Source organism: Bradyrhizobium sacchari, from assembly GCF_002068095.1.
GTDB lineage: Bacteria > Pseudomonadota > Alphaproteobacteria > Rhizobiales > Xanthobacteraceae > Bradyrhizobium > Bradyrhizobium sacchari.
Window position 1 is genome coordinate 13,624 of the sequence record NZ_LWIG01000061.1, and the last position, 782, is coordinate 14,405.

Sequence of the window (782 nt, forward strand, 5' to 3'; positions counted from 1 at the left end):
ATGCGGCGGTTGCCACGAAACCTTCCGCGTGAAGAACGGCTGAGCCGGAGGCTCATAGCCAGGCTGAAGGAATCAAGAAAGGGCGGTTGCGAAAGCAGCCGTCCTTTTTTGTTGCGTCACTCATGACCAGCGAATGAGCCCGCCCACAGGAAATTCTGGTCGCGAGGTCTGACGGATCGCTCCGGGAGCAGCTATCTTGTGCCAACGGCCGTGCGCTGACACGAGTCGACGCATCCTGCTCCCGACCGCTTCATGACGTCAGCAGTTCCAACGCGCGGCGAGCATCAGAACAGCGAGACAGGCCATGGTCAAACCGTTCCCGTCGAAAACCCATATCGGCAACCATATGCTGCATCCGGAAACCCTGATGCTGACCTATGGCTACGATCCGCAATTGTCGGAAGGCGCCATCAAGCCTCCGGTGTTCCTGACCTCGACATTCGTGTTCAAGACCGCCGAAGACGGGCAGGACTTCTTCGATTACGTCGCCGGCCGGCGCGAGCCGCCGGAAGGAATGGGCGCGGGCCTGGTCTATTCGCGCTTCAATCACCCCAACAGCGAAATCGTCGAGGACAGGCTGGCGGTCTACGAGCGCACCGAGAGCTGCGCGCTGTTCTCGTCCGGCATGGCGGCGATCTCGACCACGATCCTCGCCTTCGTCCGCCCCGGCGACGTCATCCTGCACTCCCAGCCGCTCTATGGCGGCACCGAGACGCTGCTGACGAACACGCTGGCGCGCCTGTCGATCGGCGCGGTCGGCTTTGCCGACGGCATCGATGAAG

At 62.1% G+C, this 782-nt stretch carries 1 protein-coding gene; it reads left to right on the top strand.

The window, feature by feature from the left end; all coding sequences use genetic code 11:
- Positions 1-304 precede the first annotated feature (304 nt).
- Positions 305-782, top strand: a 478-nt coding sequence (locus A5906_RS36965) for a PLP-dependent transferase (protein WP_201723819.1), incomplete at its 3' end; no start/stop codon positions are given.